The sequence below is a fragment of the Nitrosomonas mobilis genome, assembly GCF_900103035.1.
GTDB lineage: Bacteria > Pseudomonadota > Gammaproteobacteria > Burkholderiales > Nitrosomonadaceae > Nitrosomonas > Nitrosomonas mobilis.
Genome location: NZ_FMWO01000046.1, coordinates 1 through 6,592 on the forward strand (window position 1 = coordinate 1; position 6,592 = coordinate 6,592).

Below are 6,592 nucleotides of genomic sequence, written 5' to 3' on the forward strand. Positions count from 1 at the left end.
CGGTTATCCCGCGTACCGCTACGTCTCTAATTTCACTGTCCAGTTTGACGTGGAATCAGTGTCCAGTTTGCTCTGGAATGGCTGTCCAGTTTGCCGTGGAATGCGTGTCCAGGTTGAACCGGAATTCGCAGAATTACAGTGAATGGGGATTTACTGCCTAATAGTGCTCAGATAAGCGGCCTTGAATTTCCGCAATATCGGATGGATCAAAAAGTGCTGGATGATTCAGAATATTTGCTGATGTCCGATGTGAGTCTGTATTCTTTTGATGCGCGGTACTTTGGATTGATTTCAGGTTTACAGATTCAGCATGTGGTTGAGCCGCTTTTTACCTGGGGTGACTAAAAAGGACGGTATGACTCAAACTAAAAAGTCTCCGGAAAAGACAGGCCGATTCACATGATCCGCAAGGGACAATTATCTGATGAAAATATACCCGCTTATAAGCAGTTTATGGCTTTAGCAGGATAACTGTGCCCGCAGATAAGTGTGGCTTTGCACTTTACGAATGTTTGCGACAGAACCTTGGCTTCTCTGTAGGTGAAATTCCTCAACATTATGCCCGACAGGCTATCTTCTCGCTTCACCGACGCGATTCGAGCAAATGGACATTATTTGGACTGTAACCGGCTGCTGCCACCCAGCGAAGCCATGACCAAGGGCATTTGGATTTGCTGATAGCGAAACTTTCCGATAGCTCAAACTGTCACTTTGAATGGAGCGCCAGCCGGGAGCTATTCTAAAAATTTCATTCTCAATGTCGAACTTGGCGTTCACTCTTTTACTAATTTTGAAGACCAAATAATTTGTAACTATTCAATCTTAACTGAGAGAACAATCATGGCCACGAACATTAAACTCATACTTTTCAATAATGACATAAGAACCTATACATGCTGCACCTTAAAGGAGAAAACTATAGGATTTATGCAATACATACTTATCGGTTTATTTGTCCTGATGACAGCATCCATTGCCATCGCAAAAGACAAGAAAGCTGAGCAACCCATGGACCCACAGGCCATGATGGAACTCTACACCAAACTGGCCATGCCCGGCGAACCTCATCAGCTGTTTGCCAGCCTTGCAGGAAGCTGGACTACAAAAACCAAAGAATGGATGGGACCCAACGACCCACCTGTGGAATCGACTGGTTCCGCTGAAATGAAAATGCTGCTAGGTGGTCGCTTTCTCCAACAAGAGTACAACGGCCAGATGCACGGACAACCTTACACTGGGATAGGAATCAATGGTTATGACAATATACTTAAGCGCTACGTTTCGACGTGGATGAGCACTATGGGTACCGGTATTTTCACTATGGAAGGAACGGCAAGTGCGGACGGTAAAACCATCACGCTACATGGACAACATACCGAACCAGGAGGCGGCCAGATGGCGCATCGTGCCATTTGGAAGATTATTGACAAGAATACCCAGACATTTGATATGTATGGTGCTCATCACGGTGGCGAGGAAATGAAGATGATGGAAATCGTATACACAAGAAAACCCTGATTTTAAGCTACTCTGATTGCGGATTTCGACAACCTAGGCTGGGGCGAGACTCATCATTTTTCGTCCCTAGCCAGTTGTCGATTTTTGCACAATTCGTTCGACTCATATTGAAGGCAACACATCCAACCATTAATCTCAATCTAGAGACTAACGTGACTACGAAAAAAATTGTCCGCCTGCACCGAATGCTGACCGCAAAACCTGAAAAAATCTATCAAGCTTTCCTTGAGCCGGATGCGATGGCGCGATGGCTACCGCCGAATGGTTTCACCGGCAAGGTGCATCACATGAATGCGAAGGTCGGCGGCACTTACAAAATGTCTTTCACGAACTTCACCACGGGCACGACCATTTCGTTTGGTGGGAAATACCTCGAACTGGTACCACATGAGCGCCTGCGTTACACGGACATTTTCGATGATCCGAATTTAGCTGGCGAAATTCAGGTGACTGTCACCCTGAAAAAGGTGTCAGTTGGCACAGAATTGAACATCGTGCAGGAAGGTCTGCCGGATGTCATTCCTCTGGAAGCATGTTATCTCGGCTGGCAGGAGTCGCTATTAAACTTGGCGAGGCTGGTTGAGCCTGAGATACCAGATTAGCGAAGGGATTTGCCATGAAACCTACACTTTAAAACTTAGTGCGCTTATCTTGTAAAAGCCAGGCAGATGTTGATGAAATGGTTCATATAGCCATTGCTGCTGGCGGCACAACTTATAACTAACCTCAAGACCACGGTTTTATGTATGCACATGGCTACCAAGATTTAGACGGTTATATTTGGGAATTGATTTTTATGAAACCTGAGGCCGTAAAGTAAGCCCATTTAACGTTGGACGGCAAAGCTTTGGTCGGCCGATTTCGCTCACGTTTTAATCATATGGGGCACTGGAAGAGGCTGGCTGGCCCTATCGTGTCGAAGCGTCCCTTTCGCGGTCGGCTCTGTCGCATTAAGCGTTTTTATCCAAATATATCATTGATTCCATTGAATGAATATTACCAAAACCTGCTTAATGCGACGGGACCCGCGTGGACGCTCTTCCTAAAAAGAAACAGCCTGAGCAGTGCCACTGAGGTACACTTGCGAATATGTCTTCTGTGGACCCAACACGGGACCAGCGATTGATGTGTGAGTCGCGGTTGTAATGCCGGGAACCTGTATACAAATACCAGATGATCCGGGCATGACATTAACAACAGGCAAGACCAGCGTGAAGGTCACCGTGCGCAAGTCTGGTATCTGTTCCAGTGTTACTGTGAGTAATTCTCCTATCTCTGTCGATTCGCTACGAATATCGCTTCCTCTAAATTGGACGTTGGTGCTTGGATCCCGATAGCTAAATAGCGGATCGCCAGTAAAGCTAGACGGTGAATAGGTGACCTGAATATCGTCACCGCTTAACTCAAACAAATTGGCTTGTTGAAACTGATTTGCCATGGTTAATCTCCTTCGAGGGGCGTTGTTGAATAAATCAAAAAGTTCGAGCGCCAACCGATTTAATCCATCTATTGCATCCTATTCTGAACGAGCTTTTCTCGACTTTACTGCCCCTATTCAGAGGGTTCCAGCCCGCATTCCTGCACCCAAAGAAACTGTGCAGTAGAACTAGATCGGCAAAACAGAGCATATACCCTTTTTTAAAAAGCGGATATATATTTATATTGAATATTTCTGAATGAGGTGAGAAGAAAAAGGTTCTGTCTCATTAAGCGAGATCATCGATACATTCGTGTAGCGTGGTGAGCATTTCGGAGACAAACCAGACTCCCGCGAAATCAGCGGTGTGGCGCGCTGCATCCCAAATGCCGCACCCGAGTATGGCTCGAGGAGAACCTTGAGCTCACGGTTTTCCTTGGCGAACCAGTCTACGAGGGTTCTGTCGCATTAAGCAATTATTGGCAATTTCTCTTCATTAAAATAAATGATTGATTTGGATAGAAAACACTTAATGCGACAGAGTCATAATAATGATTACTAACCATACAATTGCCCAATATTTAACATAATACTTATTATAAGAAATCATAAATATACTAATAATCGATTGATTCATAAGACTTAACCAGTGTTATTTACAGACTTCTGACATTTCTCGATTGTATTACCGCTTTATCAAAACTGTAAAAAGCTGACAATGAAGCGCCGATACTCTCTGCGACAAAGTGCGACTTATTAGCTATGAGTGCGTCAGCAAAATCGAGTTCTTTGCCGCGTATTGACTTGGCTTCTTCGTAATCGCGCAGTGCTGACAAAATCACCTGAGAATTCTCAAAATAATAAAAACTTGCGGACTTTGCACTTGCATGACGGGTATAGGTGGAGAGAATAATTGGGCAAAAAGAGAACAAATGAGCAAATTTATCAGATTTCTTGAAACCTCGAAGTCAGTAAGAATCTGCATGAACGCTCGCAAATACGTGGGGATTGAAAAGAAAAAAGGCCAACGGAGTTTTATCACTTTCCTGTCTCCCGATCTCTTAATGTGACAAGTTTGTTGAAGTATCACTCTAGTTGTTTTCCTTCGATTAGAGCAGATCGTTTAGCGTTCTGAAACCTCCCGCACTAGACGCATTCCAACCAATATGTAGCGCGAGTTCGGCGAAAGCCAGTTGCGATACGATGAGCGCGCGTAGAGGGACCACGTATGCCAAGAACCCCCTCGTCTTACTCGTGCGATGCCATCGGCTGGTCCTTGGGGGTCATCGACAGGCGACTTTGCGTAATAGTCGTTCGCATACCAGTCAGAAACCCATTCCCATACATTGCCGTGCATATCATAAAGTCCCCAGGCATTTGGTGCAAAGCTGCCAACGGGTGAGGTGAATGCAAAACTATCATGGCCCGATAGTGCAAATTGTGTCCAGCGTGGCCAATCTTCTTTAGCATCAGAATCGAAAATATTGGCGATTTTTATCAAGGATTCCGGATTATCACCGCTTGCATATCGTGTGTGCGTGCCGGCACGGCTGGCATATTCCCATTCTGCCTCGGTTGGAAGGCGATACTTGACTCCTTCCTTCTCGCTGAGCCATTTCGCTAACGCTACCGCATCATTCCAAGTTACGTTCAAAACCGGATGATTGTCTCCTTGGACAAAACCTGGGTTACGCCAGGAGTATTTCGGATCGCGTCCCTCAAAAGCATCGCCGCTATCGGATTTGGTAGGATCATAATTCGCGTTATATCCATAGCCTCCCGTTCCGTCTGCCACCGACTCTAGGATATAGCCTGAAGCTTCTAAAAATTTACGAAACTGCCCGACGGTCACTTCAAACTGACCAAGGTAGAAAGGTTGAGTAATGCGCACTCGATGCACTGGTGCTTCGTCCTCAAGTTCCTGTACACGACCGCGCTCGTACTGCGGATAATCCTTTGACAACACATCCGGTGATTCATCGCTGCCCATTTCAAATTCACCAGCAGGCACCAGCACAAACTTCATCCCCAGAGAATTCTCAATTGCCGCAGATGGTGAGCCTTGCTCATCAGCAAGGATTGAGGCAGATATCATTAAAGTAAGAACACAAACCAGTGCTGCAGCCAGCAGATATCGCACAAGTCATCTCCATTAATGTAGGGATAATGTGGAGCTATGATTATTTCTGGTGTATGACAAGGGAGAAGGAAGCGATGTAACCTGTTGTTGAGGATCTAGCAGATCAACCAACAAAACAAGGGAAACACCGCATGACAGATAGTAAAGTTTTTAATCTGAATAAACCAGAGCAAAATGATCCGTTACAGGAAGTGCTGCGAGAAGGCGCACGTAAGATGTTGTCGGCAGCGATTGAAGCGGAAGTAACCAGCTTTATCCATCATCATCATGGTGGTTTGAAAACCGCTGAGGGTAGATCGGCAGTTGTCAGAAATGGTTATCTACCGGGGCGCTCGATTCAAACCGGGCTTGGTGAGATTGAAGTCAAAGTGCCGAAAGTACGTGATCGCAGCGGTTCTGGCATCAAATTTAACAGCAGCCTGATCCCTCCCTACTTGAAACGAACACGAAGCATTGAAGAATTTCTGCCTTGGTTGTATCTGAGAGGGGTTTCAACAGGAGATTTCACAGAGACCTTAAAAAAGGCTATGTCTGCATTAAACGTTGGAACTACCTTTTTGTCGGATAGGCTGGAACCTTAAGACTGGAGGGTATAGTCATGAAAGCCACTGATTTTCGGGAGTGGTTGGAAAAGATATCGCAACTTAATCGTCGTCAAAAAGAACAGGCCAAACATTATCTGAGCGAGGCGAAGCCACAAGCTGTGGTTGTGAAATATCTTGAGGACTCTTTTGAGCCGAGTTGTCCGGTCTGCCAGGCGGATCGCCCTCATCGTTGGGGGCACCAGGCGGGGTTGCAACGTTTTCGCTGTTGCTTATGCAAGCACACATTCACGGCTATTTCGGGAACTCCTTTGGCCCGTCTGCGGCATAAGGAGCAGTGGTTGAATTACAGTGCAGCGTTGATTGAAGGTTTGACCGTGCGAGCTAGCGGCAGGCAATGCGGAATAGACAAAAACACCAGTTTTCGCTGGCGCCATCGGTTCCTGACTTTGCCGGCGGCTACTAAAGCCAACCACTTGCAAGGAATCATTGAGGCGGATGAGACCTTTTTTCCCTCTTCCTGCAAAGGTCAACGTCACCTGAATCGTCCACCGCGTAAACGTGGCAAGCAAATCCATGTACGTAGCACAGGCAAAGATCAGGTGCCGGTGCTGGTAGTACGCGACCGCTCTGGTGCAACAGCAGATTTCATGTTGAATGCGCTTGATAAAAAGACAATTGAGCCGCCTTTGCGGGCTATCCTGGCAAAAGATGCCATTTTCTGTAGTGATGGCGCTGCCGTCTACCGGTCTGTGGCTCATAGCCTCGGAATTACCCATCGCCCCGTCAATCTCTCTGCTGGAATTCGAGTCATTGCTGGTGTTTACCATATCCAGAATGTTAATGCCTACGACAGCAGACTTAAACAGTGGATGAAAAGATTTCATGGGGTCGCAACCAAATACCTGGAAAATTACCTGGGCTGGCGTAGATGGCTGGAACGTTGGGGTGGGCACAACTCGCCAATGCCAGCCA

At 46.4% G+C, this 6,592-nt stretch carries 6 protein-coding genes and 1 pseudogene; 5 read left to right on the plus strand and 2 right to left on the minus strand.

Going from position 1 to position 6,592, the window contains the following annotated elements; genetic code table 11:
* Positions 1 to 138 precede the first annotated feature (138 nt).
* The 3 genes from NSMM_RS06665 (at position 139) to NSMM_RS06675 (ending at position 2,120) form a co-directional block, all read left to right on the plus strand.
* Positions 139 to 345 (plus strand): S24/S26 family peptidase, encoded by a 207-nt coding sequence (locus tag NSMM_RS06665; protein ID WP_245654713.1) that lies wholly within the window; start codon positions 139 to 141, stop codon positions 343 to 345.
* Positions 346 to 840: 495 nt separating this feature from the next.
* The gene (locus tag NSMM_RS06670) at positions 841 to 1,518 is read left to right on the plus strand and encodes a DUF1579 domain-containing protein (protein WP_218121034.1); all 678 of its coding nucleotides are present in this window, start codon (positions 841 to 843) and stop codon (positions 1,516 to 1,518) included.
* Between the two features lie 185 nt (positions 1,519 to 1,703).
* Positions 1,704 to 2,120 (plus strand): SRPBCC family protein, encoded by a 417-nt coding sequence (locus NSMM_RS06675; RefSeq protein ID WP_090285910.1) that lies wholly within the window; start codon positions 1,704 to 1,706, stop codon positions 2,118 to 2,120.
* Between the two features lie 440 nt (positions 2,121 to 2,560).
* Here NSMM_RS06675 and NSMM_RS06685 read toward each other — a convergent pair whose 3' ends face one another.
* On the minus strand, positions 2,561 to 2,956 hold the full coding sequence (locus NSMM_RS06685) for a hypothetical protein (RefSeq protein ID WP_090285896.1): 396 nt from the start codon (positions 2,954 to 2,956) through the stop codon (positions 2,561 to 2,563).
* Between the two features lie 1,102 nt (positions 2,957 to 4,058).
* Positions 4,059 to 5,075 carry a formylglycine-generating enzyme family protein gene (locus NSMM_RS06700; protein WP_218121035.1) on the minus strand — a complete coding sequence of 339 codons (1,017 nt, stop codon included), beginning with the start codon at positions 5,073 to 5,075 and terminating at the stop codon, positions 4,059 to 4,061.
* A gap of 131 nt (positions 5,076 to 5,206) precedes the next feature.
* Here NSMM_RS06700 and NSMM_RS06705 point away from each other — a divergent pair.
* Together NSMM_RS06705 and NSMM_RS06710 are read left to right on the plus strand one after the other, a co-directional pair.
* A pseudogene (locus NSMM_RS06705) lies at positions 5,207 to 5,593 on the plus strand (transposase); the annotation flags it as partial.
* A gap of 80 nt (positions 5,594 to 5,673) precedes the next feature.
* Positions 5,674 to 6,592: IS1595 family transposase (locus tag NSMM_RS06710; RefSeq protein WP_090285906.1), on the plus strand; the 919-nt coding region annotated here is incomplete at its 3' end.

Excerpts from the sequence above, each read along its gene's own strand:
- NSMM_RS06670 (WP_218121034.1), top strand. The coding sequence starts at position 841 with ATGGCCACGAACATTAAACTCATACTTTTCAATAATGACATAAGAACC.
- NSMM_RS06675 (WP_090285910.1), top strand. The coding sequence starts at position 1,704 with ATGCTGACCGCAAAACCTGAAAAAATCTATCAAGCTTTCCTTGAGCCG.
- NSMM_RS06685 (WP_090285896.1), bottom strand. The coding sequence starts at position 2,956 with ATGGCAAATCAGTTTCAACAAGCCAATTTGTTTGAGTTAAGCGGTGAC.